The organism is Arthrobacter sp. ISL-5 (assembly GCF_018613835.1).
In the GTDB taxonomy this organism is placed as follows: domain Bacteria; phylum Actinomycetota; class Actinomycetes; order Actinomycetales; family Micrococcaceae; genus Arthrobacter.
Genome location: NZ_JAGGPM010000012.1, coordinates 121,497 through 147,822, shown reverse-complemented (window position 1 = coordinate 147,822; position 26,326 = coordinate 121,497). Strand labels below are relative to the sequence as shown.

22 protein-coding genes and 1 pseudogene are annotated in these 26,326 nt (G+C 67.1%); 6 read left to right on the top strand and 17 right to left on the bottom strand.

What is annotated here, in order from left to right; translation table 11 throughout:
• The first annotated feature begins 64 nt into the window (after nucleotides 1-64).
• From J7I89_RS06555 to J7I89_RS06545, 3 genes are all read left to right on the top strand, one after another.
• Complete coding sequence (locus J7I89_RS06555; RefSeq protein ID WP_214968423.1) at nucleotides 65-1,486, top strand: xylulokinase; 1,422 nt, start codon at nucleotides 65-67, stop codon at nucleotides 1,484-1,486.
• Between the two features lie 132 nt (nucleotides 1,487-1,618).
• The gene (locus tag J7I89_RS06550; protein WP_214968421.1) at nucleotides 1,619-2,047 is read left to right on the top strand and encodes a hypothetical protein; all 429 of its coding nucleotides are present in this window, start codon (nucleotides 1,619-1,621) and stop codon (nucleotides 2,045-2,047) included.
• A 196-nt stretch (nucleotides 2,048-2,243) separates the two neighbouring features.
• The gene (locus J7I89_RS06545; RefSeq protein ID WP_214968419.1) at nucleotides 2,244-2,771 is read left to right on the top strand and encodes a GNAT family N-acetyltransferase; all 528 of its coding nucleotides are present in this window, start codon (nucleotides 2,244-2,246) and stop codon (nucleotides 2,769-2,771) included.
• Between the two features lie 229 nt (nucleotides 2,772-3,000).
• Here the strand turns inward: J7I89_RS06545 and J7I89_RS06540 are convergent, their stop codons facing one another.
• The 3 genes and pseudogenes from J7I89_RS06540 to J7I89_RS25045 all read right to left on the bottom strand — a co-directional run.
• Complete coding sequence (locus J7I89_RS06540) at nucleotides 3,001-4,290, bottom strand: ammonium transporter (protein WP_214968417.1); 1,290 nt, start codon at nucleotides 4,288-4,290, stop codon at nucleotides 3,001-3,003.
• 147 nt (nucleotides 4,291-4,437) lie between these two features.
• Entirely contained in the window at nucleotides 4,438-6,147 is a 1,710-nt protein-coding gene (locus tag J7I89_RS06535) for an FG-GAP-like repeat-containing protein (RefSeq protein ID WP_308159820.1), read from the bottom strand.
• A 74-nt stretch (nucleotides 6,148-6,221) separates the two neighbouring features.
• Nucleotides 6,222-7,054, bottom strand: a pseudogene (locus J7I89_RS25045) (calcium:proton antiporter); the annotation flags it as partial.
• Between the two features lie 418 nt (nucleotides 7,055-7,472).
• Here J7I89_RS25045 and J7I89_RS06525 point away from each other — a divergent pair.
• A complete protein-coding gene (locus J7I89_RS06525) occupies nucleotides 7,473-7,796 on the top strand; it encodes a DUF1508 domain-containing protein (RefSeq protein WP_214968414.1) in 324 nt (107 codons plus the stop codon).
• 78 nt (nucleotides 7,797-7,874) lie between these two features.
• Here the strand turns inward: J7I89_RS06525 and J7I89_RS06520 are convergent, their stop codons facing one another.
• The 3 genes from J7I89_RS06520 to J7I89_RS06510 are packed head-to-tail and all read right to left on the bottom strand — an operon-like array spanning nucleotide 7,875 to nucleotide 10,222.
• Nucleotides 7,875-8,993, bottom strand: a complete 1,119-nt coding sequence (locus J7I89_RS06520) for a Gfo/Idh/MocA family protein (RefSeq protein WP_214968412.1) — start codon at nucleotides 8,991-8,993, stop codon at nucleotides 7,875-7,877.
• Nucleotides 8,990-9,745, bottom strand: a complete 756-nt coding sequence (locus J7I89_RS06515; protein ID WP_214968410.1) for a sugar phosphate isomerase/epimerase — start codon at nucleotides 9,743-9,745, stop codon at nucleotides 8,990-8,992. Before J7I89_RS06515 ends, J7I89_RS06520 begins: the two co-directional genes overlap by 4 nt.
• Nucleotides 9,746-9,796: 51 nt before the next feature.
• Entirely contained in the window at nucleotides 9,797-10,222 is a 426-nt protein-coding gene (locus J7I89_RS06510) for an alpha-L-rhamnosidase C-terminal domain-containing protein (RefSeq protein ID WP_308159819.1), read from the bottom strand.
• Between J7I89_RS06510 and J7I89_RS06505 the strand changes: the two genes are divergently transcribed.
• Nucleotides 10,212-10,370 (top strand): substrate-binding domain-containing protein, encoded by a 159-nt coding sequence (locus tag J7I89_RS06505; protein WP_308159818.1) that lies wholly within the window; start codon nucleotides 10,212-10,214, stop codon nucleotides 10,368-10,370. The genes J7I89_RS06510 and J7I89_RS06505 overlap by 11 nt on opposite strands.
• A 43-nt stretch (nucleotides 10,371-10,413) precedes the next feature.
• On the opposite strand, the gene J7I89_RS06500 is transcribed toward J7I89_RS06505, so the two are convergent.
• The 11 genes from J7I89_RS06500 to J7I89_RS06450 all read right to left on the bottom strand — a co-directional run bounded on the left by J7I89_RS06500 (nucleotide 10,414) and on the right by J7I89_RS06450 (nucleotide 24,691).
• On the bottom strand, nucleotides 10,414-10,698 hold the full coding sequence (locus J7I89_RS06500) for a hypothetical protein (RefSeq protein WP_214968409.1): 285 nt from the start codon (nucleotides 10,696-10,698) through the stop codon (nucleotides 10,414-10,416).
• Between the two features lie 206 nt (nucleotides 10,699-10,904).
• Nucleotides 10,905-11,927: a LacI family DNA-binding transcriptional regulator gene (locus J7I89_RS06495; RefSeq protein ID WP_214968407.1), complete on the bottom strand. Its 1,023-nt coding sequence runs from the start codon at nucleotides 11,925-11,927 to the stop codon at nucleotides 10,905-10,907.
• 58 nt (nucleotides 11,928-11,985) lie between these two features.
• Complete coding sequence (locus tag J7I89_RS06490) at nucleotides 11,986-13,458, bottom strand: MFS transporter (RefSeq protein ID WP_214968405.1); 1,473 nt, start codon at nucleotides 13,456-13,458, stop codon at nucleotides 11,986-11,988.
• The gene (locus tag J7I89_RS06485; protein ID WP_308159817.1) at nucleotides 13,455-15,095 is read right to left on the bottom strand and encodes a GMC family oxidoreductase; all 1,641 of its coding nucleotides are present in this window, start codon (nucleotides 15,093-15,095) and stop codon (nucleotides 13,455-13,457) included. Before J7I89_RS06485 ends, J7I89_RS06490 begins: the two co-directional genes overlap by 4 nt.
• The gene (locus J7I89_RS06480) at nucleotides 15,092-16,324 is read right to left on the bottom strand and encodes a glycoside hydrolase family 88 protein (RefSeq protein WP_214968403.1); all 1,233 of its coding nucleotides are present in this window, start codon (nucleotides 16,322-16,324) and stop codon (nucleotides 15,092-15,094) included. The genes J7I89_RS06485 and J7I89_RS06480 overlap by 4 nt, the downstream gene beginning before the upstream one ends.
• A gap of 26 nt (nucleotides 16,325-16,350) precedes the next feature.
• Complete coding sequence (locus J7I89_RS06475; RefSeq protein WP_214968401.1) at nucleotides 16,351-17,868, bottom strand: aldehyde dehydrogenase family protein; 1,518 nt, start codon at nucleotides 17,866-17,868, stop codon at nucleotides 16,351-16,353.
• Nucleotides 17,869-17,909: 41 nt separating this feature from the next.
• Nucleotides 17,910-18,710 carry an enoyl-CoA hydratase/isomerase family protein gene (locus J7I89_RS06470; RefSeq protein ID WP_214968400.1) on the bottom strand — a complete coding sequence of 267 codons (801 nt, stop codon included), beginning with the start codon at nucleotides 18,708-18,710 and terminating at the stop codon, nucleotides 17,910-17,912.
• Nucleotides 18,707-20,974 carry a GMC family oxidoreductase gene (locus J7I89_RS06465; RefSeq protein ID WP_214968398.1) on the bottom strand — a complete coding sequence of 756 codons (2,268 nt, stop codon included), beginning with the start codon at nucleotides 20,972-20,974 and terminating at the stop codon, nucleotides 18,707-18,709. The genes J7I89_RS06470 and J7I89_RS06465 overlap by 4 nt, the downstream gene beginning before the upstream one ends.
• Nucleotides 20,975-21,007: 33 nt before the next feature.
• Complete coding sequence (locus J7I89_RS06460) at nucleotides 21,008-22,642, bottom strand: acyl CoA:acetate/3-ketoacid CoA transferase (RefSeq protein ID WP_214968396.1); 1,635 nt, start codon at nucleotides 22,640-22,642, stop codon at nucleotides 21,008-21,010.
• Between the two features lie 17 nt (nucleotides 22,643-22,659).
• A complete protein-coding gene (locus J7I89_RS06455; protein WP_214968395.1) occupies nucleotides 22,660-23,670 on the bottom strand; it encodes a Gfo/Idh/MocA family protein in 1,011 nt (336 codons plus the stop codon).
• A 10-nt stretch (nucleotides 23,671-23,680) separates the two neighbouring features.
• Nucleotides 23,681-24,691, bottom strand: a complete 1,011-nt coding sequence (locus J7I89_RS06450; protein ID WP_214968393.1) for a LacI family DNA-binding transcriptional regulator — start codon at nucleotides 24,689-24,691, stop codon at nucleotides 23,681-23,683.
• Nucleotides 24,692-24,971: 280 nt separating this feature from the next.
• On the opposite strand from J7I89_RS06450, the gene J7I89_RS06445 reads away from it, so the two are divergent.
• Nucleotides 24,972-26,261, top strand: coding sequence for an ABC transporter substrate-binding protein (locus J7I89_RS06445; RefSeq protein WP_214968391.1), 1,290 nt, complete (start codon nucleotides 24,972-24,974; stop codon nucleotides 26,259-26,261).
• The last annotated feature ends 65 nt before the right edge of the window (nucleotides 26,262-26,326 follow it).

Below are 26,326 nucleotides of genomic sequence, written 5' to 3'. Positions count from 1 at the left end.
CTCCTCCGGGCCGGGCGGCACCAGCCCCCCGTCCTGGCGGGGCCCCGACTGAAAGAATAGTCCCATGCCCCTGGTCGCCGGAGTGGACAGCTCCACCCAATCCTGCAAGGTCGTCATCCGTGACGCAGAGACCGGTGCGCTGGTGCGCCACGGGTCAGCCCCGCATCCGGGAGGCACCGAGGTGCACCCCGACGCCTGGTGGGAGGCCCTGCAGGAAGCGATCGCCCAGGCGGGCGGTCTCGACGGCGTTGCCGCCATATCAGTGGGCGGCCAGCAGCACGGGATGGTCTGCCTGGACGCGTCCGGCGAGGTGGTCCGCCCCGCCTTGCTGTGGAACGACACGCGTTCCGCGCCCTCCGCAGCGGCCCTGATCAAGGAAGCCGGCCGGGGGAGCGACGAAGCTGGCCGGCTGCACTGGGCCAGAACCACCGGCACGGTACCGGTCGCTTCGATAACGGCCACCAAACTGCGTTGGCTGGCCGAGAACGAACCGGACAACGCGGCCCGCACGGCCGCCGTCTGCCTCCCGCACGACTGGCTCAGCTGGCGGCTGGCCGGGTTCGGACCCGGAAGCGGCGCGGAGGGCCTGGCCGCACTGCGGACGGACCGCTCGGATGCCTCCGGAACCGGCTACTGGTCACCCCCTACCGGCGCCTATCTCCCCGATGTGCTCGAGAGCACGCTCGGGCACATCCCCGTCCTGCCTGCGGTCCTGGCGCCGCTCGCCAGCGACTTCGCCACGCCCGCCGGCGCCCTGATCGGCCCCGGCGCGGGGGACAACGCCGGGGCGGCGCTCGGCGTGGCCGCCGGAGTGGGCGACGTCGTGGTTTCGATCGGGACATCCGGCACGGTCTTCGCCGTCGCCGACAGGCCCACGGCTGATCCCGCCGGTCTTGTTGCGGGCTTTGCTGACGCAACGGGGCACTACCTGCCCCTGGTGTGCACCCTCAATGCCTCCCGCGTGCTGGATGCGACCGCGGCCCTGCTTTCGGTGAGCCTGCCGCGGTTTTCCGAGCTCGCGCTCTCGGCCGGTCCCGGCGCCGGCGGCCTGGCCTTCGTGCCGTACTTCGAGGGTGAGCGGACCCCCAACCTCCCGGACGCGACGGGCTCGCTGCACGGAATGACGCTGCAGAATTTCACGCCGGAGAACCTGGCCCGCGCCGCCGTCGAGGGAGTTGTCTGTTCCCTCGCGGACGGGCTGAAGGCGCTTACGGACCTGGGGGTTTCCGCTGGGCGGATCATCCTCGTTGGCGGAGGCGCGCGGTCCGCGGCCGTCCAGCAGGTGGCGGCGGCCACCTTCGGCCTGCCCGTCGTGGTGCCGGAGCCGGGGGAGTACGTGGCCGACGGCGCCGCCCGGCAGGCTGCCGGCGTGCTTCTTGGCGCCTTCCCTGACTGGCAGGCCGCAAGGGCCGCCGTCGTCACCGCAACCCCGGCCCCCGACGTGCTCGGGAGCTACCGCGCCGCCGCCGGCAGGCAGTTTCAGTAACGGCCGGCCTGAAGCCTGGCGCCGGGCGGAACCTCGTTGTCCCGGTCAATGGACGGGCGGGCGCGACCCTGAGAGGATGAACCGTGATCTCGGGCCGTGGTCCTTCGAGTGTGGCTACACCGGGAATTGCCCATGCCTAGCGGGCTTTTCCACGGCCTGGTCGCAGCCGTGATCATGCTCGCTGTATTGAAGAGCGCACTGCCGGAACGCATCACCGGGGCGCGCGGTGTGGACTCGCGCTACAACTGGTTGCTCGACGGAGTCGAACTCGCGGTCTGCCTTCTCATGCTTGTCCTCTGCGCCACACTTCCCGTTCTGACAGGATTTGCCGGCCTTTGGCCTTTGGCCGCCGTAGCGTGCAGCCTTCACGCAGCAGCCCTTGCGGTTCGCCAGAGGGAGTTCCTGCCACTGTGGGCAATGGGCGAATGGACGGGCGCAGGCCGGCGATCGGCTGCGCGGACCAGCCTCAGGCAATCTCGGTGGCCATTCGAGGCAACCTTCAGGATCGGCAACATCACAGGTGTTCTCTACGTCATCAGCATCGCCCCGGCCCTGGGTTAGAGCCATGCCCGGCCGCCCGGTACAGCCCGGGACCGGCTACTCATTGACCGTGGAAAGACAGCTCGCATAAGCTCCCGCCGGGCACCAACGGCCGCGCCGTTCCGTGAGAACGATGCCCTGGCGCGACGGATCCTCACCGTGCTGGCTGATCTTTCTCCGTCTCGAACCGCTACCGCCGCTGCCGAAAAGCCTGATCATGCACCTGGAAACCGCCCCGCCGCAGCCCGCGGCGCCGGACGCCGCCCTCACTGTCCTGGAACTGCCCATGAACGACGCGCGGGTCCGGCCGCTCCTGGACGAGCTCGCCGTCGAGTACGACTCCCGTTACGGCGACCTGTTCGGCCGGGGCTCGGCCGCCGCGAAACTGAGCAAATATCCGGCGGCGGAATTCCGGGCCCCGGCCGGGGCGCTGCTGATCATCCAGGAGAACGGTGAATCCGGGGCCGGCGGGGCGTTCCGCCGGTACGACGCGCAGACGGCGGAGTTCAAGCGCATCTGGACGCATTCGGCGCACCGCCGGCGCGGCCTTGCCCGCCGGGTCCTGGCCGAACTGGAACACCTGGCGGCGGCGCGCGGGTACCGGAGCGTCTACCTCACCACAGGCCCCCGCCAGCCCGAGGCCAAGCACCTGTACCTGAACACCGGGTACACGCCGCGCTTTGACCTGGCGGCCGACCCCGAAACGATCGGGCCGCTGGCTTTCACGAAGGAACTGCAGGGCTGACGGCGGATTCCGTGGATGCGACGGCGGTCCTCACCGCGGCGGAAGCCCTCCGGCACGTCCACCGCGTCAGCCTAGAGACGAAGAACCCCGCGCCAATCGTCCGGCGCGGGGTTCTTCTGGGTAGCCACTCCGCACTTGGGGGAATGCGGAGGGGCTGAGACCAAACTATCGGTTTCCGCCGTTCTCTTCAACCGGACCCTAGTTCACGCATGCCGGCAGTTCGACGGGCTCAGGGGCGGGCGGAGGACCCCAGGTTCACCGGGTCCTCGTCCGTGAGGTAGGCGAACTCGGAGTGTGCGGCCAGGTCAATGCCGCGCAGCTCGTCCTCCTCGTGGATGCGAAGTCCCATGGTGACGTCCATGACCTTGGCGATGACCCACGTCAGGCCGAAGGAATAGGCCAGCACGGCCACCGTGGCGATGGCCTGGATGCCCAGCTGCTCCGGCCCTCCGCCGTACAGCAGGCCGCTGACCCCGTTCGGCGCGCTGTCAGTGGCGAAAATGCCGATCAGGAGCGTGCCGATGATGCCGCCCACCAGGTGCACGCCGACCACGTCCAGGGAATCGTCGAACCCGAGGCGGAACTTCCATTCGATGGCCAGCGAGCAGACCGCTCCGGCAATGGCGCCGATGGCAACCGCCCCGAGCGGGCTGACGGCGCCGCAGGCGGGCGTGATGGCCACCAAGGCCGAGACAAGTCCGGAGGCCGCGCCCATGCTGGTGGTTGCGCCGTGCCTGATCCGCTCAACGAGAGCCCAAGCGAGGAGGCCAGCAGCCGCCGCCACGGCCGTGTTCAGGAACACGACAGACGCGGAGTGTCCGGCCGTCAGGGCGGAGCCGGCGTTGAATCCGAACCATCCGACCCAGAGCAGGCCTGCGCCCACCAGCACCAGGGGCCGGCTGTGCGGCTTGGTGTGCTCCATCTTGGGCCAGCCGGAACTCCGGCCCAGGACCAGCGCCAGGGCGAGGGCCGCGGCGCCGGCATTCATGTGGACGGCTGTTCCGCCGGCGAAGTCGATCGCCTTGATGCCGTTTGCTATCCAGCCGCCCGTCACCGAGCCGTCCGCGGAATTGAAGGCGAAAACCCAGTGCGCAATGGGAAAGTACACCAGCGTGGCCCACACTCCGGCGAACACCATCCAGGCCCCGAACTTCATCCGGCCCGCGGCTGCCCCGGCGACCAGTGCGGTGGTGACGCAGGCAAAGAACAGCTGGAAGGCAGTGAAAAGCGCTGCGGGCAGGGCAGCCTCGGGATCATCCGCCAGCACGGGTTCGAGGCCGGCGTATTGCGTGATGTCCCCGATCAGGCCCATGCCGTTCACGGAATTGCCAAAGGCCATCGAATAACCGAACAGGGCCCACAGCACTGCCACCAGGCTGGCCCCGCCAAAGCACATCATCATCATGTTCAGGATCCGGCGCGATCCCACCATGCCACCGTAAAAAAGGGCCAGGGCGGGAATCATCATGCAGACCAGGGCGGAACTTGCGAGGATCCAGGCAACATCTCCAGCGTTCACGGGAACTCCACTCGTAATCGGGATGAGGCATCTTGCTGAGACCGACGAATGCCGTTGTCCACACAACATAAAGCGCACGGAACTGCGGTGGGTTTCACGCACGTAAAATGCTTGTCACCGCGGGTCTAATGGGAGGCGCTGTGCGGCCTAGAAAATCGGGGCCAGGCCGTTCCAACCGGGGCCCACCTGCGCCCTGGGAAGAAATGTGCCGGATCCGCTGCCGGGGTAGAGCCACAGGACGCCGGCGCCGTCGCGCGCCAGCAGGTCGGGGTTGCGGTCGCCGTTGAAGTCGCCGGGGCCCACGACGGCGGTCATGGAGTTCCAGCCGTTGCCCACTTTCACGCGGGGGAGCCAGCCTCCGGTGCCGTTGCCGCGGTAGAGCCAGAGATCCCCGGTGGCCGCTTCCCGTGCCAGCACGTCGGAGGCTCCGTCGTTGTTCATGTCGCCGGGACCCACGACGGCATTGAAGATGTTCCAGCCGTTGCCCGCCTGGACGCGGGGCAGGAATCCGCCGGTGCCGTTACCGGGGTAGAGCCACAGGTTTCCGGTAGCCGCCTCCCGCGCAAGGACGTCCACGCGCTGGTCGCCGTTGAAGTCACCGGGACCCAAAATGGCGCTGAAGATGTTCCAGCCGTTGCCCGTCTGGACGCGGGGCAGGAATCCTCCCGTCCCGTTGCCGCGGTAGAGCCACAGCTTTCCAGTGGATGCTTCCCGGGCCAGGACGTCTAGCGGGCCGTCGCCGTTGAAGTCGCCCGGAGTTTCGAGTGCGTTGAACACGTTCCAGCCGTTGCCGATGCGGACGCCGGGCAGCCTGCCGCCCAGCCCGGTCCCGGGGTACATCCGCAGATCGCCCGTCGCGGTTACCCGGGCGAGGACGTCGTTCTTCCAGTCCCCGTTGAAGTCTGCCGTCGCCCTGGACAGGGTGGACGCCGGAACGGGCAGCGGAGTGAAGGCGTAGGGGTCGCACGTCAGGTCGTAGTCCCGCACGTCGTCGTACCACTGCGAAAGGTAGACGCGGCCGCCGGAGAAGCTGGCCTTCCTGCAGAGATCCAGGGCCTCAGAGGGGAAATCGAGGCGGCCTGCGGTGGCCCAGACCGGGACGCCGGAGAGACGCCAGGAGCCAGTGATGCTAGCCCAGCCGGAGGCGAACGAGTACACGCCGTACGAGAATCCGGCGTCGCGCAGGCCCCGCATCAGGCCCTCGATGAGGTAGCGGTTTTCACGCTGCTGCAGGGCCGTGGCAGTGGGCCATGGCTGGGCGGGCCGGGGCTCAACGTCGATCCACACCACCCGCGGCGCAAAGCCGGCCCGGGTTAGGCTGGCCACCGCGAAGCGCGCCTCCGCGTAGCCGACGTTGGAGAGCTGTCCGGTCCTGGTGCCGGAAGACCACGGTCCCTGCGTGCGGTAGGTGGAGAGCTGTGCCGGGGTGGGGAAGGCCGCCATCGTATAGGCCTGCGCCGGCTTGCCGTTCGTCCTTGCCCAGGCCACCTGGCTGGCAAGGCACGGGTTCTCGGTGAAGGGCAGCCCTTTCGTCAGGCCGATCACGACGAACTGTGATGACGCGGGCGGAAGGGGAAGGCCAAAGCCGCCCACCGCCGTCGGGCATTGGGGCCAGGAGATGTCGTGACCGTTCAGCGGGGCGGCCTGCGCGCGGTGTGCCGCGGGAACGAAACCGAGGAGGAGGGCGAGGCCCACGATAAGTGCCGTCAGGAGGCGCCTCGCTGATGCCGCCATCACGCCGCCCACCGCCCGCGCTCGCCGGCCGGGGGCGCCGGGCAGTTCCTGATGTTCCACCGGGGGAAAAACCAGCCCCGAATGATGACCCTTGCCGTCCATCTCCGACTGCTCCTTAGCCACCCCCATTTTATGTCCGGACGGCGCCGTAAATCGCCTGCCGGCTGGGGCCGCTCGCGGAACGGCGGGCAGAGGCGCTAGGGAAACATGGCGAGAAAGACAAAAGCGGCGAACAGCACGAGATGAATGCTCCCCTGCAGGCGGGTCGCCCGCCCCGGGAAGACCGTCAGAATGCCTACCGCCACCGTCAGGACGACCAGGACGATTTGGGTCCCGCCCAGCCCCAGCGTCAGCGGCCCCTCAAGCCAAACAGAGGCGACGGCGATCGCCGGAATCGTCAGTCCGATGCTGGCAATCGCCGAACCTTAGCCCAGGTTCAGGCTCGTCTGTACGCGGCCCGCGGCGGCCGCGCGAGTCGCCGCCAGGCCCTCCGGCAACAGCACGAGCAGCGCTATGACCACCCCCACGAATGACTCGGGGATGCCGGTCTGGGTCACGCCCGCCTCGATGGCCGGGGACACGGTTTTCGCGAGGCCGACGACGGCGACGAGTGCTGGGCACAGCAGGCCAAGACTGGTCACGGTGGCACGAACCGTAGGTGGGGGAGCGTGCACGTCCTCCGGGGTATCGCCCGGCAACGCGACCGGAAGGAAGAAGTCCCGGTGGCGGACGGTCTGGGTCAGGACGAATACTCCATACAGGGCCAGCGACGCAATGGCGGCGAATCCGAGCTGCAGCGGCGAGAATTCCGGCCCGGGCCGGGAGGACGTGAAGGTGGGCAGAACCATCGTCACGGTGGCGAGGTGGCGACGACCGCCAGTTCTGCGCCGGTCCCTTCAGGGTTGAAGCGGGTGACACCGTGACGGATTGCGCCGACAAGCAGTGCCAGTCCGACGATGCCGTTGGCGGTGATCATCACGGCAGCAAAAACAGTGTCGCGCGCCAGGGAACGGCTGCCGGGTCCCGAAGCGTCGGATTCAGCGATTAATCACGCCCTGTTGGAACGGGGATATGTCCGGGGCGGCATGTGTAACGTCCATGGTGTGCCTCAGATCCCCAAATCGTCCCGGTCGGGCAGAATCCGGTTGCGCACCGAACGGGAGCAATCGGTCTTTCACCGCCAAGAATGGTCCCATCCTGCCGGTGTTTGCAGGTCGGGACTTGCTCGTGGGGAGGTTCCGCCGAAGGCGTTGCATTCAATTTACCTATGGTTTACAGGGGAAGCCTTGTGAGGGTATGCGCGTCCGCGACAGACTTTTATCACTAGATGAGCGGACAATTCGAGACCGTTCGACCAGACCAGCGGGAGCCGGACAAAGCGATGCGTCCGGGCCTGCTCCGCGGCAACGAGGCTCGCGGTGAGGGGCCCGCAGACCGGAAGGATGGCTATGGCCGGCAAGTTTGAAGTGTTCGTTGACGCGGAGTCGCATTTCCGGTTCCGGCTCAAGGCCGCGGACGGTACGGTGCTCGCCGTGTCCGCCGCCTTCGATGACAAGCGCGGCGCTGCTGCCGGCATCGCCGCCGTGCGTGAGTGTGCCGGCATGGGGCTGGTCACCGACCTGTGCCCCTCCAGTCGGCCGAACGCATCGCCCGAAGCGGCAAAGCCCGCCGTTCCGCAGGCATGCGAAAACCCGCTATCCACGGCAGGCGGTCTCCGCGCCCGGAATCTCCGTTCGGCCGCGGCCAGGCCCCGGTGGACGGGTGCAGCCTGAGTGAGCGCACGTGTGGCTGAGTCCTGACTGAGTCCTGACGCGGCGAGGTAGCCGTCCTGTAGCGGTCAGGCGGCGTTGCTACAGGGTGGCGGCCGTCGGCTCCCAGTCCTCGGGGAGGATTGCGGACGCCGGTGCCCAGCTTTCGACGTCGACGAAGGTTCCGGAATCCACGGACTCGGAGATGCAGACCAGCGTGTCCAGCACGTGGTAGCCGAGTTGTCCGGTTGCGCGGTGCGGGACACCGGCGCGGATGGAGCGAGCCATATCCAGGACGCCCATGCCGCGGCCATTGGCGGGACCGGTTGCCGGGATGGTGGTCCAGTCCTCGTCGCCCGCCCGCCAGAGCCGGATGTCGCCGTCGAAGTAGTTGGGGTCCGGCAGGGAGATTGTGGCCTCCGTGCCGGTGATTTCCACGAAACCCATGCGCTGGCGCGGGGATTCGAAGCTGAAGACGCTGTGCGAGGAGGCGCCGCCGTCGAACTGCGCCATGGCGCTGACATGAGTGGGGACCTCGACGGCGAATTCTTCGCCGGCCCTGGGGCCGGAACCGATGATGCGGACGTCCTGGGCCTTGGAGCCGACGGCGGCCACCTTGCTGACGGAGCCAAATGTCTGGACCAGCGCGGTGATGTAGTACGGCCCCATGTCGAACAGGGGGCCGGCGCCGTGCTGGAACAGGAACGCCGGATTGGGATGCCAGGATTCCGGCCCCGGCGTCTGGAACGTGGTCATGGCGGTCAGCGGGGTCCCGATGTCGCCGCGTTCGATCAGCCGCCGGGCAGTCTGCAGTCCGGCGCCGAGGACCGTGTCCGGGGCACAGCCAAGACGGAGCCCGGCGGCATCCGCCGCCTTCAGCAGCGCCAGGCCCGAGGCCCGGTCCAGCGAAAACGGCTTCTCGGTCCAGACATGCTTTCCGGCGCTGACGGCGGCCGTGGCCACCTCCACATGGGCCGCCGGAATAGTCAGGTTGACGATGATTTCGACGTCGGGATGGTTGAGAGCCGCGTCCACCCCGCCCCACTCGGGTATGCCGTATTCCTTAGCCCGTGCCGCCGCGGCCTCCTCGACGAGGTCGGCGATGATGAGAACCTTGAGGTCGGGAAAGACCGTCAGGTTGTCCAGGTACTGCTTGCTGATGTTGCCCGCGCCGATGACGGCGATGCCCACCGGCCCCCGGAGGGAGGATGCGCCGCTCATGCGTCGGCCGCCTGCTCGCTGGCCGCGTCCGCCTGCAGGTAGGCCAGGCTCTGGGCAATTCCGTCGAAGATGTCGCCCGAGTAGTCGTCGAACTCCACCACTCCGACTTCCAGGGACGCGGCCGCGGCGATGACCTCCAGGACGGGCACCCGGCCCTGCCCCGCGGGCTGCTGGTCCTTGGTGTCGGTGGTGAGCGGGCCGTCCTTGATGTGGATGAATTTCACCCGGTCACCCAGGCGCCGGAGCAGTTGCACGGGGTCCTGCCCGCCGACGGCCACCCAGTACGTGTCGACTTCGAGGACGAGTGCCGGATCGAGCAGCCCCTCGAAATACTCCAGGGCAGTCCGGCCCTCGATGGTGGACTCCAGCTCCCACTGGTGGTTGTGGTAGCCCACCCGGATGCCGTATTCGGCGCCCTTCCGGGCGGCCGCATTGAGCTTGGCGGCAGTGGCCTGGATGTCCTCCGCCGACTGCCAGTGTTCGGCCGTGATGTACGGCTCGATCACCGTGCCGATTCCAAGTTCCTGGGCGGCGGCGAAGATCTGGTCCTGGTCCTGGCTGAGCAGCGGGGCATGCCCGGAGGGAGCGGTCAGGCCGTTCTTCTGCAGGGCGGCGCCGAGTTCCGTGGCGGTGGCCACGAAATTGTACGGTTCCACCTGGGCGAAGCCGATCTCGGCCACTTTCTTGATAGTGCCGGGCAGGTCTTCCTGCAGGGCGTTGCGGAGGGTGTACAGCTGGATTGAATAAGACACGGCAGTCCTTTGCGGGAGTCTGGTGATCTGTAAACCTAGGGCGAGCCTAGCCTAGGAAATCTGGGCAACGGTGTATTCGAAACGGCCGGAACCGACCTCCCGGGGCTCCTGCCCCGGCAGCTCAACGCGGGCGGTGGCTCCGGTGGGCACCTCGGTGGAGACGCTGTGCCCGCCGTCGGCGTTTCGCCAGGAGATGGCGGCTGTTCCGTAGGGGGTCTCGTGCCGGGCAGAGGCGGAGGTGAGGCCGCCTCCCGGCTGGGGGCGGAAGAGGATCCGGCGGTAGCCGGGCTCGAGCGGCGCGATGCCGGCCACCACCCGGTGCATCCAGTCCGCCACGGCGCCGAGCGCGTAATGGTTGAAGGACGTCATCTCACCCGGGTTGACGGATCCGTCGGCGAGCATGGAGTCCCACCGCTCCCAGATGGTGGTGCCGCCCTGCTTCACCGCGTACAGCCAGGAGGCCCAAGTGGGACTCACATCGGTGGACCAGTCGGGAATCGAGATGGGCTCGCTGGCGGCGAAGCTGCTGGTGGAGCGCATCCAAGGACGGCAGGAAGCTGTGTCGACGGTAGTAGCCCCGCGGCTCGTAATCCGCAGGACGACGGCGCCCCCGCCCGGCGTGTGAGCTCCGCCCGTGTGAGCTGCGCCCGTGTGAGCTCCGCCAGGGTTCAAACTTGAAGTTGCCGTATGAGCACTTCAAATTCCTCCACACCGAGGATCTGCATGTGTTGCTCGGCGCTGGTCTCGGAGCGGATGGTGTTGGCTGCCCGCTCGCTGCCGGCGAGGGCTTCCGCGTCCTCCCAGAGGGTGATGGACAGTGACTTGTTGTCCTTCCCCAGCAAGTAATAGATGCCCAGGCATCCGGGCAGCTGGAGCACGCGGTTGACGGTGTCGTCAGACGGTGCGCCTGTGCTGTCGGGGGCCGGCTTATACGTGCTGATACGAGCGAACATGAAGTGCCTCCTAGTCGACGGTCGGAGCGCTGTCCGCTTGGCCCCTGGATACCGCGACTTGTAGGCATGGCGGCCCCGCTGGCCGGCGGCTCGGGCTCCTCCCACCAGTAAGGACCGTGATGTCTGGATGTACAAGCCTCGAACGGGATGCCATGGGCCGGTCCCTGAGGATAGGTCAGGCGGTGCCTCCGGCGTCGAGCCCGTGCTTAGGTCCTTGGACGCCAAGTCGCCGTCGAGGACCGGATCTTGAGTCGGGGCTCTATGAGCGTCAATTGCGTGGGGATGTCGGAGTTGCCATCGGCGAGGCGTTTCATCAGCATCTCGGCGCCGGTTGTGCCGATCTGCTGCGGGAATCCTGCCACCGACGTCAGCGGCGGAACCTGGCTCGCGGCGATGCGGGTGTCGTCGAAGGACGCGACGGCGATGTCCCGGCCCGGTTCGAGCCCGCGGCGGCGCATTTCGCCGTAGACGCCTTCGGCGACAATGTCGTTGTAGGCAACCACCGCATCCGGAAGCCGACCCAGATCGAACAGCCGGCCCACCGCCGTCGCGCCTCCCTCAGGGGTGATGGAACTGCGGAACTCATCCACGCTCCACAGTTCGCGGGCTTTGTGCTCCAGCGAAGCGCGAAGGCCTTCCTCCCGCTCCGTGAGGGACGGTGCGGCACGCCCGCCGAGGAACGCAACGCTCCTGCAGCCCAGGGCCGAGAGGTGTTCCCCGAGCATCGTCGCGCCTTTGACGTTCTCGCTGCCGACGTAATCGAAGCCAGCGAACCGGCGTGCGAGCAGCACCACCGGGACGTTGGCGGCGTTGACCTGCTTGGCGAGCCTTTCCGGGTCGGTATCGGGAGCCGGGAGCAGGAGCAGCCCGTCGACCTGGCGTTCAATCATGGACGCGATGATTTCGTGCTGCCGGTCGGCAAGGTCGCGACTGTAGCCGATGAATATCGTGTATCCGGCGTCATGGGTGATCTGGTCCACGGCCATGGCCAGCTCGGCAAAGTACGGGTTGATGATCTCGGTAACGATGAGGCCGATGGTCATTGACCTGCTCTGCCGCAGGTTGGCCGCCTGGCGGTTGTACACATACCCAAGCTGGTCCATTGCTTCGCGGACCTTCAGGGCCGTGGACTCCGGAATGCGGGAGCTGCCGCGAACGACGAGCGAAGCGGTTGAACGTGAGACGCCCGCGGCCTTGCTCACGTCTTCGAGGGTGATGCGCGGGGCCATGCTGTATTCCTGCCGGTGAGTCGATAGGCGGAGAAGCGGCGCTCCCCGCCTATCGACTTTACCAATGTGCATGTCCCGGTCCGGGGACATCCTGTCCGTCAGGCGGCCTTCTCGTGGATTGCGTCCCGCGGGTCTTCCAAGCTCCGGCCCCCGGTCTCGGGAACTGCGAAGGTCGCGGCAATGGTGATGGCCGTAGCAGGGCCAGGTATCCCGCGATGGGAAGCCAGGCCCCGGCGCCGGCACCCTGGACGGCGCTGCCGCCCTCGGCGGTGACCGCGAGGGACATCAGCCAGGCGCCGACCATGGGAGCGATGCCTCCGGCGATGACCGCAGAGCCTTCCCGGGCCACTGAAACGCCCAGATACCGCTGCCGTGAGCCGAAGAGTTCGCACATGAGGGCACTTTGGGAACCGAACATACCCCACGTGCCGACGCCCAGGCCGATGGAGACGACCACGATGGTCAGCACCGTGTCACCGAAGCTGAGCGCGTACCAGACGGGGAAGGCGGCGACCAGTTGGAAGATCGCGAAAGCGCGGTACGTGCGGACCCGCCCGTACCTGTCAGTCAGCCAGCCGGCAAGGGGAACGACGGCGGCGCCGACGGCGGCGGCGAAGACGAGCGAGAGAGCCCCGATGGGGCCGTTAATGCCGATCGCGGCGCTGGAAACGTAGGCAATCGCGAGCGCCTGGTAGATGGACGAACCGCCGTTTTCGGCCATGCGCAGTCCGATTCCGAGCAGGACCGTCTTCCCGGAGCGCTTCAGGAGCGTCCTGAGGGGCCGCTCGCTGACCTGTTCGTGGGGTTCGAGCTTCGCGAAGGTGGGGGACTCCTTGAGGCGGAGCCGGATGTAGATGGCGATGCCAAGGATGAGCACGCTGGCCAGGAAGGGCACCCGCCAAAGCCAGGTGTCGGTGATCTTGACGGCCTGGTTCGCGTTCAGCAGCAGGAAGTAGACCAGCGCCGCCGCGACCGTGCCCATCTGGACACCGAGGAAGGGCAGCGAAGCGATGAATCCCCGGCGCTTCGCGGGAGCGTACTCGGTCATCAGGATGGAGGCGCCGGCCATCTCGGCGCCCGCACCGAGCCCCTGCATCAGCCGGAGCACGATGAGCAGGATCGGTGCGAGGACCCCGGCTCCGGCCCCGTACCAGTCACCGGGGGAGCCGTTGTAGGTGGGCAGGACACCGATGAGCGTGCTGGCGCCGCCCATGAGGAGGATGGTGGCGAGCAGGACGAATTTACGGCCGAGCCTGTCACCCAGGCGGCCGAAGATGATGCCGCCCAGCGGCCGTATGGCGAAGCCCAGGAAATAGGTGCCGAAGCTCAGGATCAGGCCCGTCGCCGGGTTGCTGCCAGGGAAGAACAGGGGACTGAACACGAGGGCGGAGGCCAGGCTGTACAGGGCGAAGTCGTAGTATTCCAGGGCGCTGCCCAGCGAGCTGGCCCAGGCGGCCCTGGCCAGGTCGCGGGTCGAAACGCCGGGTTCCTGTGCCGCCGGGGCTCGTGTTGCTTCGTAGTTAAGGCTCACGTAAATGCCTGTCTGTTGTTGTTGACGGTGGGATCGGCTGACCGTGTCCGGCCGGGCGCGCTGCCTTCGGCGCGGATGACGTCCGCGACGCGCAGGGCGTTGGCGGCGATGGTCAGGGCGGGGTTCAGTGCCGCTGAGGACGGGAAGAACGAGCTGTCCACGATCCAGAGGTTGTTCAGGTCGTGGGCGCGGCAGTCGGGCGTGAGGACACTCGTCCGGGGATCATGCCCTGCCACGGCGGTTCCGCACTGGTGGGAGTTGGTCTCGATGCCCATCCGTTCAGTGAAGATCACCGGATATCCGGCTTTCCGTACGGCCCGGCTGACCCGCCGGACCAGCTCCTTGTGCGGCTCGAGGTTGTTCGGTTCCCACCAGACGTGGATCCTGCCGTCCGCCACGGTTACTCCGTTGCTCCGGCGCGGCAGGTCCTCCGTGGTGAGGTAGATGTCGATGCTGCGGTCCGACATGGCCCTCAGGAGCCAGGTTGGTGCCCAGCTTCGGGCCATCTTGAGCATGCTGGCACGCAATTTCCCGAGCATCTGAAGGTTTCCCAAGGGAAACCGGTTGGTCGGGCCGGCTTCGTACCAGTCGTTCAGTCCGAGGGTCTTCTGCCAGAGGGTCCTGTTGACCTTGAACGGGTTGATGCCGATGAAGAACGTGCTGTTGTGCACCATGTAGTTCCGGCCCACCAACCCCGAGGAGTTGGCCAGGCCGCGGGGAAACTCGGGTGTGGCCGAGCGCAGGAGCAGTGCGGCAGAATTCACTGCCCCGGCGGCGAGGATGAATTTGTCGGCTTCGATGCGGATGATCTGGTCACCGCGTTCGGCCAGGGCAGCGACGACGCTGCGGCCGTCCGGACCGGGAACGAGGCGGATGACCTTGGTATCGGTCATCAGGGCGGCGCCGCTTTCCAGCGCGGGATTGACGGCGATCTTTTCTGCATCGGACTTGAGCCCGGCCTCGTTTGGCGCGCCGTCGCTGGTAGCGCACAGGGCACGCTTTTCCGGGGTGTCGGCGTCGAGTCCGTTGGCCATCCGGAACGGATGCAGCCCCTGCCGACGCAGAGAGTCGGCCAGGTCCTGGATCGCGGGTTCATGGTCCAGGGCAGCGAAGGGGTAGGCCTCGGAGTGCAGCGGCTCGGTGGGGTCTTCGCCGATCTGGCCGCGGACCTGGAACAGCGTCTCGGCCCGGGTGTAGTACGGTTCGAGGTCGGAGTAGCTGAAGGGCCAGGCCGGGGATGTTCCGTCGTGGTGCTGGGTTTCTTCGAAGTCGCTGGCGCGGAAGCGGGGCAGGCACGCCCCGTAGACCTTCGTGTTGCCGCCCACCCAGTAGTAGACGCCGGGTTTGAAGGCGGCACCGCTGCGGCCGTTGTACCAGGTGTCGGCGTTCTTGTAGCGGCCCTTGAGATAGACCTCGTCCAGGTCGGAGTTCTGCGGTTCCGCGGGAAGTCGGTGGCCGCGTTCGATGATGAGGACCTTGGCGCCGCAGTCTTTGAGGGCGTAGGCCATGGTTCCGCCGCCCATGCCGGAACCGATGATGGCGACGTCGGTCCGGATCACCTCATCCGGGGCCGCCGCCGCTGCCGGAGCCTCCGGCAGCGGTGCGTCGTCGATGGATTTCCAGATCACAGTGCTCACCGGCCCCGCTGGACTTCGTCGAGGCGTTGGGCTTCGTCGAACTGCTGGATCTGGTCGACGGTGTCCAGGAACCAGTAGTCGCCCCACATCACCGATTCATCGACGCCCAGGTCCTTGCCCTCGTGGTAGCTGCCGTGCTTAAGCACGCCCTCCCACTCTTCATCCGGGCTGGCCAGGAAGTCTTCCTCGGTGAGGCGGCGGAGGATGTTCACGGCGTAGTCCGCGTAGATTCTGGCCTTGGTGCGGTCTTCGACGAGGCCGGCCAGCTGCCAGAACCCGCCGGCAGCTGCGGCAGCCGCGGAGGATTCGTACGGCCGGACCGGTGCGGGTTCTTCCCAGTCGTTCGGCGGCACGAGGCGCTCGCCGGTCTTTTCCATGTAGAAGTCGGCGGCCGCGATGGCTGTCTCGAGGAAGCGGCGCTCGCCGGTGAAGCGGTAGACGGTGCCGAAACCGTACAGGGCCCAGGCCTGACCGCGGGCCCATGATCCGTCGTCGGAAAAGCCCTGCTGGGTGGTCTGCTTCAGGAACGCGCCGGTGGCGAGATCGAACATGCCCTCGTGGGACGCGGAACCGTCGCCGCGCATGAGGAACCGGCGCGTGGTGAGGCAGTGGTCCACGGCCTTGCGGGCCATGTCCTGGTCGCCGGTCTGCTGGGCGGCGTACAGAGCCAGGTGGATGTTCATCATGATGTCGATGAAAAGGCTGTCCGGCTGGCGGAAGCTGGGCATGTACCGTCCGGCTTCCCGGTAGCGGCTGGCGGTGGTGCGTCCTGCTTCCACGACGACGTCGCGCTTGGCGGTGTCGCCGGTGGCTTCAAACCAGCGCCGGTAGGTGGACCAGAACAGGAACCCAAGGTCGTGGACGCTGTCGTCGTCCTTGCGGTGCTCGATGAGTTCCGAGTAGTGCTCGGCGGCGCCGCGGAAGCGGGCCTGGTCGGCGTCGTCGGCACGGCGGGAGAGCATCCACAGCTGGCCGCCGAGGAACCCTTCACACCAGTTGGTCCAGGCTTCACCGTCGACCACCCATTTGCCTTCCTCGGTGTAGAGGGGGAACCGGTCCGGGTGTTTGGTGATGAGTCCGTCCAGTTTCGCTGACGCGGTTTTCCAGGCCTTGGACGCGGATTCCCGGAACGGTGCGGGCACTTCGTAACCGGTGGGGAGGGTAAGCGGCAGCATGGCGGGCAGCACTGTGGCGGCGGATGCCGGGGCTGTTGCGGTGGTGGCAGTCATGGTTGTTCCTTTGGGGTATCTGTGGATTAGCGGCGGGGGGCATCGGGGGCGTCGACCCACCGGGTTTCGCGGGCGCCCACCTGGAGCTGGATGGTCTTCAGTTCGCTGAACTCGGCGAGGGCCTGGCGGCCGAGTTCGCGGCCGATGCCGCTTTGGCCGTAGCCGCCAAAGGGTAATTCGGGGTAGCCGTCCATCCAGCGGTTGACCCAGACGGTGCCGGCGCGCAGGTCCCGCGCGGCGGTGAGGGCCTCGTTGATGTCGTTGCTCCAGATGCCGGCGGACAGTCCGAAGGACGTGGAATTCGCGATCCCGACGGCCTCCTCGAGGGTGTCGTAAGGAAGCACGGACAGAACCGGGCCGAAGATTTCGTCGGTGGCGATGGACATCTGCGCCGTGACGCCGGTGAAAACGGTGGGCTGGTAGAAGCGGCCGTCCAGGCCCGTGTCGAGGCGGTCGCCGCCGGTGAGAAGGTGGGCGCCGGCTTCGCGGCCTTCGGCCACGTAGCGTTCGACGACGGCGAGCTGGGCGTCGTTGACGAGGGACCCGACGAGGGTGTCGGCCTTCAGCGGGTCGCCAACGCGCATGTGCCTGGCCCGTTCGACGACGGCGGCGGCAAACTCATCGGCGGTGGAGCGGTGCACGATCAGGCGGCTGCCGGAGTTGCAGCACTGGCCGACGTTGAAGTAACCGCCGAAGACGCCGGCATCCACCGCGGCCGTGAAGTCCGCGTTGGGCGTGATGATCTGCGGGTTTTTTCCGCCGAGTTCGAGTTCGACCTTTTTCAGGTCCCGGCCGGCGGTGGCGGCGATGCTTTTGCCGACGCCGGTGGAGCCGGTGAAGCTGACCATGTCGATGCCGGGGTGCTCCGCGATGGCCGAGCCGACGACCCGGTCGCCGGTGACGATGTTCACCACACCTGCCGGGAAGCCCGCTTCGCGGATGAGCCTGCCGAGCATCACTGTGGTCGCGGAGGTGCTTTCGCTGGGCTTGATCACGGCGGTGTTGCCGGCCGCGAGGGCGAACGGCAATTTCTGGCTGATGATCAGCAGCGGGAAGTTCCACGGCGTGATCATGCCGATGACGCCGATCGGTTCGTGGACCACCAGGGCCAGGGTGTCGGGTCCCAGGGCGTTGTGGGCGTCACCCTGGGTGTTGCGGGCGAGGCTGGCGGCGTATTCCCACAGTTCGGCCGTGCCCGCGACTTCGTTGCGCGACTGGGTGATCGGCTTGCCGGTCTCGAGGGTTTCGGCCAGGGCAAGCTCTTCGGCATCCCGGCGGACGAGCTCCGCGACCTTCAGCAGCAGCTTGGAGCGCTGGGATCCGCTGGACTGCCGCCAACCGCGGTCCAGTGCCTTCCGCGCCGCGCTGACGGCGCGGTCAACGTCCGGCCGCCCACCCTTGGGGAACGAGGTGACCTCGACTTCGTGGGCCGGGCTCAGCCGGATGAAGGTCTCCCCGCTCTGCGCCGGGGCATCTTCGCCGTCGATGATCATCGGACGGTAGGTGGGCTCGACGTCGTCGAGCGTGTAGCTCTTGGTTTCCATCTCAGGTGTCCTTAGTAAGTGAGTGATTCGCCTGCGGCGATTTAGTTGTCCGTGAAGTGCGGGGTGCGCTTTTCCCTAAAGGCTGCGACGCCCTCGGCCAGGTCATCGGTGGCGGCGGCTAGTCCGCCGGCCAAAGCCTCGAGTACCCTGGACGGCGCACCGTCCGCGGCGGCGTCGATCAGCTGCTTGCCCAGCTGCACGGCCAGCGGGGCCCCGGCAAGCAGGTCATTGTTGAGCCGGGAGACTGCCTCATCGAGGTCCGTTTTGGGGGCGACGGCGGTGGCCAGTCCCCAGGCGAGGGCTTCCTCGCCCGAAAGCTGCCTGCGGGTCAGGACGAGTTCCTTAGCCCTGGCCCTGCCGATGAGTTCGGTGGCACGCTCAGTGCCGCCCCAGCCGGGAACCGTGCCGAGGCCCGTCTCGGGCAGGGCAACCCGTGCCTCGGCGGCGATCACGCGGAAGTCGCAGGCCAGCGCGAGTTCCAGGCCGCCGCCAAACGCGAGGCCGTCGATGACGGCGATACTGGGCTGGCGCAGGCCGGCGAGGGCGTCGAACGCCCGGTGGCCCGTGGCGATCCAGTCCCGCCACATCCCCGCCGCGGAGAGGCCGGCGAAGTGGTTGATGTCCGCGCCGACGCAGAAGACCTTCTCACCTGCGGTTCGCACGATGACCACGCGCGCCGCCGAAGCGGAAACCTCGCGGGCCGCCGTGGCCAAGTCCTCGAGGAGTCCAAGGGTGAGGGCGTTCAGCTTGGCGGACCTGTCGATCAGGATGGTGGCGGTGTGGCCGTCCGGGGAGTACCCGACAGTGACCTGCTCGGTGATCTGATCCGTTGCGGTGCTCATGGCTGGTCCTTTCGCTGGCCGCCGAGCTCGCCGGCCAGGTGTTCGGCCGCGCGCATGACGATGGCCCAGATGGTCAGGGTGGGGTTGATGCCGGGGCAGCTGGGGAAAGCGGCGCCGGAGTACATGTACAGGTTGCGGGTGTCGTGGACGGCGAGGTGCTCATCCAGGACGGAACCGGCAGGGTCGTGGCCGAAGCGGGCGCCGCCGAGGTCGTGGCTGGAGCCGACGCCGGTGAAGTACGGGCCCTGCCAGGTTTTGGTGGCACCCATGTCTTTGAGCAGTCCCGTGGCCTTGTCCGCCATCCAGCAGGCGAGGCGGCGCTCATTCTCCCGCAGCCGGTAGGTCACGCGGACCAGCGGCATGCCGAGGCCTGAGGAGTCGCGGTGACGCGGGTCGATTTCCAGCCGGTGCGAGGCGTAGGGCAGCGCGTCGGGCTGGATCCTGATCACGCCCTGTTGCGACCACAGCTTCAGGTGGTCGCGGTAGCCGGCGCCCCAGCGGCGGACGTCCTCGGGCAGGGTTTCGCGGGCGATCTGCAGCGGCAGGGCCTGCTGTTCGGCGCCGAGGGTGGCGCCGCCGATGAAGCCGTGGTCCAGGGATCGGAATTCGGGGGAGAGGAAGTCGTCCAGGACGACACCCTGCGCGGCCGGGCCGGTGTGCCGGTTGAATTCGGTGCCCGGGAAGAGCGCGTCGACGTGGCCGAACATCTTGGTCATGTAGTGCATGCCCAGCTGGCCGGTGTTGTTGCCGAGGCCGTTTTCGTGCCGGGAATCGGCCGAGAGGTACATCAGGCGCAGGTTCTCGTAGGTGTAGGCCGACAGGATGACGGCGCGGGCGTACTGGCGCCGGACCCGGCCAAGGGGATCGACCCATTCGACGCCGCGGGCTGCACCGGATTCGTCCATGATGATCCGGGTGACACGTGAATGGGTGCGCATTTCGAAGTTGCCGGTGGCGATGGCTGCGGGCACGGGGCCGAGGCCGGGGTGCCAGCGGTCCCCGCGGAACGAACCCAGGCCGTTGTTCCAAGCGCTGTAGCCGGTGGCGGGACGCCCGCCGTAGGACTCGGTGGTGAATCCCACGGGAACGGGGTGGGGGTGGAGCCCGGCAGCCTTGGTCGTCTCGGTGAATTTGTTGCCTAGGATGAACGGACGTGTGGGCGGCAGCGGCAGGGGCTTGCTGCGCTTGATGAACGGGTTGGATTCGTCCCCGGCGATGCCGATCAGGTGCTCGAGCTTCGTGTAGAACGGCTCCAGCTCCTCGTAGCTGACGGGCCAGTCCGCCAGGGTGCAGTCCTCGGGCAGGGCGCCGGTGCCGTAGAGGCCGTCGTAGTGGCTCTTCGGGGCGAACTGCCAGGGGTGGAAGCGGCGCAGCCAGGACCCGTAGTGCCCGGCGGATCCGCCGACGCCGTTGACCATCCGGCCCAGGGAGAAGGTCGCTTCGCGGCTGTCCTCCTCGTCGGTGGATTCGCGCCAGCGGGGCGTTTCCTGTTGGAATTTCGGACCCAGTCCGCCGCGCGTGTAGTAGGCGTGTTCGAGTTCGTCGGGGAGGAACTCGTCCATCGGCCGGAACGGTCCAGCTTCCAGGCCCACCACGCTGAGGCCGGCTTCCGCGAAGACCTGGGCGCTGAGTCCGCCCATCGCGCCGACGCCGACCAGCAGGACGTCCACTTCATCGGTCATCTGCGGGCTGACGGCATTCTCGTAGCCGAGCTGCTTGAGCTTGTGGCCGTCGGTGTCGCGCGGGATTTCCCGCATCGCGTCGGCGAGGGTCTTGATGATCCCTCCCTTGGTCACGTGCTCTGTGCTGAGGTTCTCGTCGGCTGAGTTTTCCAGCCACACACCGGGGTGCTTGAGGAACTTCCAGCCGGCGGCGTCCTTGTTTCCGCCGTGGGCGGGGTCGGCGAATAGGCCTTCCTGCAGGTGGGCCACGACGACTCCGAAAAGGTCGCGCTGGTCCTTCACCGGCACCTGGCCGGTCAGTTCGCCCTGTTCGAGCAGGGCCACCATGTCGGTGCGCTCGTCCAAGGTCAGCGAGGCGAAGTTCCGGCCGTGCTTGTCCTCGGCGTAGCGGTCCAGGGCGCCGAAGAGCCACTGGTACCGGGGGAGGTCCTTGCGTCCGTAGCCCTCGAGCGTCAGGTCCAGGTATTCGGTGACCCCGGCGTCGCGGACGTCGGGGCTTTCTCCGTCGGAGGGGAACATGGCTTCGAACAGCGCGTCGGCGAGCTCGGTTTCGTAGGGGGTCAGGATGCGGAAGCTTTTCATCGCGGGAGTCCTATCAGGTGCTTCGGCCGGGCGTCAGTGCACGGCCAGAGAGGGAGAACGCTGTTCGATCCGCTCGTGCAGCGGCAGCGCGGGAAGGTGGAGACCGACCGGCGCGTCGGCGAAAAGCGCGAGATCCATGGTGCGCAGGTTGTCCGAGACGATCAGCGGGAACTCACTGCGGTCCAGGACGTCCTTTTGAAGGTCGACGCCGGGGGCGATTTCGGTTACGACGAGGCCTTCGGCGGTCAGTTCCAGCACGGCGCGTTCGGTGATGTATTTGACCTTTTGGCCGCGGGCGAGGGCCCTCGGTCCGGAGAAGGTGACGGCGGAGACGTCGTTGACGAGCTTGGTGAAGGGCCCGTCGGAGCGGATGTCCAGGCCGGTCTCCCCGGCGGCGATGTCACGGCGCCCGGCGGTGAAGGCTCCCATGAAGATGATCTCCGGGGCGGAGGAGGTGATGTCGGCGAAGCCGCCGACGCCGGCGGTGACGTGCCGTTTCTTGGGAAGGTGGTGGACGTTGACGTTGCCGTGGCGGTCGATCTCCAGGAAGGAGAGTAGCGAGCGGTTGAAGCCGCCGCCCTGCAGGAGGGTGAACTGGTCGATGCTGGGCATGATCGCGTCCGGGTTCTGGGCGCATCCGAAGGCGAAGTCCAGCAGCGGGATGCCGCCGACGGCGCCCTGTTCGATGACCCAGCTGACTTCCCGGCCCTGGTTTTCTTCGACCAGGATGTGGGGCACCAGCGCTGAGACGCCGAAGCCGAGGTTGACGATTTCGCCGGCCTTGAGTTCCTGGGCGGCGCGGCGTGCGGTGATTTTCTCGATGGAGAAGCCGATGTGCGGGAGGGAGCTCAGGGGCCGGCGCAGCTGACCGGAGATGGCAGGGTCGTTGGGGGTCAGGGTGGTCTGCAGCTGGTCTTCGGCGATCACGATGGCGTCCACGAGGATGCCGGGGACCTTCACGTGCTGGGGGTGGAGGCTCCCGGCTTCGGCAACGCGCTTGACCTGGGCGATGACGACGCCTCCGTTGTTGTGCGCGGCGTAGGCCAGGTCCAGGGCGCCCAGGGGGGAGCCTTCGTCTTCGAAGGTCAGGTTGCCGTACTCGTCGGCGGTGGTGGCGCGGATGATGGCCACGTTGGGAATGACAGAGGGGAAGAAGAGCCATTCCTGCCCGGCCACGGTGGCGGTTTCGACATATGCGGCGGGGGTGGCGCCGTTCATGCGTCCGCCCTGCAGTCGGGGGTCGATGAAGGTGTCGAGTCCGACCTGGGTGAAGACGCCGGGCTGCTTCGATGCGGCGGTGCGGTGCATCTGGTAGATGACGCCGGAGGGGAAGTTGTAGGCCTCCACTTCATTGCGCTCGATCATCTGCCAGATCAGGGGCGGCTCGGCGCTGGAGGGGCCCGAAGGGTAGGAACCGGCGATAACCTTGCGGAGCAGGCCCGGGCGGGCGATGTGGTCGATGCCCTTGACGCCGTACATGTCGCCGGCGGCGATCGGGTGCACGGACGTCAGGTTGGTCGGGTGGGAGGTTTCCTCGAACCGCTGGCCGATGCCGGCCAGGACGCTGTCCGGGCAGCCGAGGGCGCTGGAGGAGCTGACGGTGATGACGTCGTCGTCGTTAATGAGGTCCGCTGCCTCGCGGGCTGAGAGGATCTGTACCTTCTGCATGATGTTCTTTCTGGCTGTTAGTTGATGTGGACGGTGCGTCCGGAGATCGCGGATTCCTGGGCTGCCAGGGCGACCTTGAGGGCCATCAGGCCGTCCCGGCCGGTCGCCGTGGGGACCCCGGTGCCTTCGACGGCGGTGGTGAAGGCCCGAAGGCCGGTGACATAGAGATCCTCTGAGCAGTCGACGTCGACCGTCTGGACGCCTGATCCGGTTGTCAGGATCACCTGTCCCTCGGTGTCCTGGGTCATGGCGTCGAGGACCTGGATGGTGCCTTCGGTGCCGTGGACTTCCAGGGAGGTCCTCGCGTATCCCACCGTGAAGGAATCATGGGTCTGGGCCAGTACCGGTGCCTGGCCGCCGTTCTCGTAGCGGATGACGGTCATCGCGGCATCTTCCTGGCCGCCGGTATTCCAATCGGCCTGCTGGACGGCCAATGCGGTGACGGCGACGGGTGTGCCCAGCAGGGGGTTCAGGACCGACGCGTCGTGGCAGGTGATGTCCAGGATGACGCCGCTTCCGGGCGTCCCCTGCCCCAGCCGCCAGCCGCGCAGCCGTTGCGGCAGGAGAACGGCGTGGGCAACCTTTGCCGAAAGGACGGTGCCGATGGTCCCGGCAGTGACGAGGTCGCGGACTTTGGCATGCAGGGGGCTGCCGGGGAGGTGGTGGTTGGCTGCAAGCGTGAGGCCGGTTTCCTCTGCGAGCCTGACCATGGATTCGGCCTGGCCGGCGTCAAGGGCGAGTGGTTTCTCGCACAGCACGTGCTTTCCGGCCTTGAGCGCCCTGGTTGCCTGCTCGAAGTGCTTGTCGTTGGTCGAGGAGATGTAGACGGCGTCGATGTCCCAGCGCAGCAACTCGTCCAGGTCGGCGGTGGCTCTGGCCAGCCCGTGGATGGCCGCGAAGTCGCGCGCCCGGCCGGCGGATCCGCTGAAGACCCCGACGGCGGTGCCTCCACTTGCGCGGATGGCACCGATCACTCGCGTGGCAGCGATGTCGCTGGCTCCGATCAGGCCCCAATTCAGTGCTGGCATGGTGTTTCTCCTACGTTCGGGGTCGCCATTGGGCGGTGGAGGCTCTGATCTTCAGAGCCGGTTCGATGAGGGATCGTTGAGGTTCCAGCGACGAGTCGCGGATCCGGTGGAGCAGCATGTCCGCTGCCTTGCGGCCGATGCGGTCCGGGTACGTGGACACCGAGGTCAGGGGCGGCAGCAGCAGCTCGGCCATCGTGATGTCGTCGAAGCTCGCCACCGACACGTCACGGCCCGGTTCAAGATTCCGCCGGCGAAGCTCCGCGTAGATCCCCAGCGCCACCGCGTCGCTGTAGGCGATGATGCAGTCCGGCCAGATTCCCTGGTCAAGGACCCTCGACACACCGTGCCCGCCGCCGGCCGCATTGTTGGTGGTCGGCGCGGAGAGGGACGGATCGAAGGCCACGCCGCTCCCCGCGAACCCGGTTTCCAGGCCCTTGATCCGTTCCGTGCGGGCCGACGAATGCTCCGGACCGCCGATCAGGACGGCGGAGGATGCGCCCAGCGAGGCAACGTGCCTGGCCAGCTGCTGCCCGGCGGCAATGTTGTCCGGGCCCACGTAGTCCATTTCTTCGGAGAAGTACCGGGCCAGCTGCAGGACCGGCACCGAGGAACGGTCAATGATCTGGCAGACCGGGGGCAGCTCGGTTCCCTCGGCGGGCAGCAGGAAAATGCCGTCGACCTGCTGCTGGACCATGGTCTCGAGCTGCAGGGCCTGCCGCTCGACGTCGTCCCGGCTGTAGCCGACGAACAGCGTGTAGCCGGCCTCGTGGACGGCTTCCTCAATGGTCATGGTCAGCCCGGCGAAGTACGGGTTGCGGATGTCCGTCACGATGAGGCCGAGGGTCATGGATTCGCTGCGGCGCATGTTGGCGGCGTGGCGGTTGTAGACATAGCCGAGCTCGGCCATGGCGAGCCGGACCCGGTCCGCCGTCGCCTCCGGGATGCGGGAATTCCCGCGCAGGACCAGCGATGCGGTAGATCGAGATACTCCGGCGGCCCGGCTGACGTCATTCAATGTCACTTTCTTCACTTCTTCTCCACCTCCTCCGGAAACCTGTCCACCATTTCTACCATGTTCTTGAACGTTGCGGTAGACCGATCTACCAATAATTTAGCTGAACAATTCCCGTGAATAAGCCGAAATCCAAGGGTGGGTCTGGCTTACGGGGCGTGAGGCGGTAGAAAAGAACGGCCTTCATCAGGCATCTATTGCATCGATCTACTTAACTATGTAACCTGAACCACAACGCAGGCTCTAGCCGGGCCTTATCCGGCGTCTGACAACCCAAAGGAGAGTAGTCATGCGTGCACCAAACAAGCTCAAGATCTCGCTGGCCGTTACGGCCGCCGCAAGCCTCATTGCAGCAACCGGATGTTCCGCCAACCAGCCGGCCGGCAGCTCCGCCGGTGGCTCCGACAAGCTGGAAATCACCTCCTGGTGGACCTCCGGTTCGGAGGCCGACGCCCTGAACGTTCTGATTGACGGCGTGAAGGCGTCCAAGGCCGGACTGGCCGTGGACAACGCCGCAGTCTCCGGCGGCGGCGGCTCCAACGCCAGGCAGGCACTGGCGGCACGGCTTCAGGCCGGCAGCCCGCCAGATTCCTGGCAGGTACACCCGGCCGGGCAGCTCAAGAGCTACGTCGACGGCGGCCAGGTCGCGGACCTGACCGAGCTGTGGACGCAGAACGACTGGGCATCACAGATGCCCAAGGACGTGGCCGAGGCACAGCAGGTCAACGGCAAGTACTACACAGTTCCGATCGGCGTCCACCGCGGCAACGTGCTGTGGACCAACCCCGCCGTGCTCTCCAAGGCCAACGTCAAGATTGATCCGGCAGGCGGCGTGGACGGACTGATCAGCAGCCTCAAGCAGGTTCAGGCGGCCGGGGCCACACCGGTGTGCCTCGGGGACAAGGACATTTTCGCGTCCTCCCAGCTGCTCGAGTCCATCATCATGTCGCGGGCGGGCGCCGATAACTGGAAGAAAATCTTCACCAACGAGTACTCGTTCGACGCACCCGAGGTGAAGCAGGCCCTGGAGGACTACAAGACCATCCTGTCCCTTGCCAACAAGGACCACTCCGCCATCACCTGGGATGAGGCGTCGAAGAAGATGGCCAACGGTGCCTGCGCCGTCAACCTCATGGGGGACTGGGCTTACGGCGAACTGGTCAACGCCAAGAAGAAGCCCGGCACCGACTTCGCCTGGGTGACGTTCCCCGGCAAGGAGGACATCTTCGACTACGTCGGTGACGGCTTCTCCATCCCCGCGAACAACATTCCGCACGCGGAGGCGGCCAACGCCTGGCTTAAGACGCTGATGGACCCCAAGGTCCAGACTGACTTCGCAGCGAAGAAGGGCTCCATCCCCGCCGTGAAGTCCGCCGACATCTCCGGCCTGTCCCAATACCAGCAGGAAGCGGCCAAGAGCTTCGCTTCGGCCAAGGTGGTTTCCTCCCTGGCACACGCCCAGGCCGCCGGGGCGGAATTCGCCCAGACCTACGCCGACGCTGTTTCCACCTTCAACGGCAGCGGCAACGCCGATGCCTTCATCGCCAGCATGACGCAGGCCCAGAAGACCCAGCTCTAGCAGCCGGTCAACCAACCAAGTCGCAAAGGGTGTGGCTGCAGGCCACTGCAGCCACACCCCGGACA

What these genes read in the sequence shown, in the direction of transcription:
- J7I89_RS06555 (WP_214968423.1), top strand. Translation starts at nt 65, where the DNA reads ATGCCCCTGGTCGCCGGAGTGGACAGCTCCACCCAATCCTGCAAGGTC.
- J7I89_RS06550 (WP_214968421.1), top strand. Translation starts at nt 1,619, where the DNA reads ATGCCTAGCGGGCTTTTCCACGGCCTGGTCGCAGCCGTGATCATGCTC.
- J7I89_RS06545 (WP_214968419.1), top strand. Translation starts at nt 2,244, where the DNA reads ATGCACCTGGAAACCGCCCCGCCGCAGCCCGCGGCGCCGGACGCCGCC.
- J7I89_RS06525 (WP_214968414.1), top strand. Translation starts at nt 7,473, where the DNA reads ATGGCCGGCAAGTTTGAAGTGTTCGTTGACGCGGAGTCGCATTTCCGG.
- J7I89_RS06520 (WP_214968412.1), bottom strand. Translation starts at nt 8,993, where the DNA reads ATGAGCGGCGCATCCTCCCTCCGGGGGCCGGTGGGCATCGCCGTCATC.
- J7I89_RS06500 (WP_214968409.1), bottom strand. Translation starts at nt 10,698, where the DNA reads ATGTTCGCTCGTATCAGCACGTATAAGCCGGCCCCCGACAGCACAGGC.
- J7I89_RS06495 (WP_214968407.1), bottom strand. Translation starts at nt 11,927, where the DNA reads ATGGCCCCGCGCATCACCCTCGAAGACGTGAGCAAGGCCGCGGGCGTC.
- J7I89_RS06480 (WP_214968403.1), bottom strand. Translation starts at nt 16,324, where the DNA reads ATGACTGCCACCACCGCAACAGCCCCGGCATCCGCCGCCACAGTGCTG.
- J7I89_RS06475 (WP_214968401.1), bottom strand. Translation starts at nt 17,868, where the DNA reads ATGGAAACCAAGAGCTACACGCTCGACGACGTCGAGCCCACCTACCGT.
- J7I89_RS06470 (WP_214968400.1), bottom strand. Translation starts at nt 18,710, where the DNA reads ATGAGCACCGCAACGGATCAGATCACCGAGCAGGTCACTGTCGGGTAC.
- J7I89_RS06465 (WP_214968398.1), bottom strand. Translation starts at nt 20,974, where the DNA reads ATGAAAAGCTTCCGCATCCTGACCCCCTACGAAACCGAGCTCGCCGAC.
- J7I89_RS06460 (WP_214968396.1), bottom strand. Translation starts at nt 22,642, where the DNA reads ATGCAGAAGGTACAGATCCTCTCAGCCCGCGAGGCAGCGGACCTCATT.
- J7I89_RS06455 (WP_214968395.1), bottom strand. Translation starts at nt 23,670, where the DNA reads ATGCCAGCACTGAATTGGGGCCTGATCGGAGCCAGCGACATCGCTGCC.
- J7I89_RS06445 (WP_214968391.1), top strand. Translation starts at nt 24,972, where the DNA reads ATGCGTGCACCAAACAAGCTCAAGATCTCGCTGGCCGTTACGGCCGCC.